Annotated in this window: 1 protein-coding gene; it reads right to left on the bottom strand. The window is 66.4% G+C overall.

Annotation, left to right across the window (positions count from 1 at the left end):
- The coding region (locus tag O4H62_RS26415; protein WP_269391865.1) for an EAL domain-containing protein at positions 1-232 on the bottom strand (232 nt) is incomplete at both ends.

Genomic DNA, 232 nt, shown 5'->3' with positions numbered 1-232 from the left:
GGTTGGATGCCGTAGGCGTGGATCGCCCGCGCGACGACATCGACCAGATGCGGGCTGCGCACCTGCGTCGGCGAAAGGTTGATCGCGATGCGGAAATCGCCGCTCCAGCGCGAGGTTTCTTCCAGCGCCTTGCGGATCACCCATTCGCCGATCGGTACGATCATCCCGGTTTCCTCGGCCACGCCCAGGAAATCGTCGGGCCGGACCACGCCGCGCTGCGGATGGTACCAGC

Origin of the sequence: Parahoeflea alexandrii (genome assembly GCF_027214025.1) — a bacterium.
GTDB classification, from domain to species: domain Bacteria; phylum Pseudomonadota; class Alphaproteobacteria; order Rhizobiales; family Rhizobiaceae; genus Hoeflea; species Hoeflea alexandrii_A.
The sequence above is the reverse complement of the archived record's forward strand: the minus strand, read 5'-3'. Positions and strand labels throughout refer to the sequence as shown.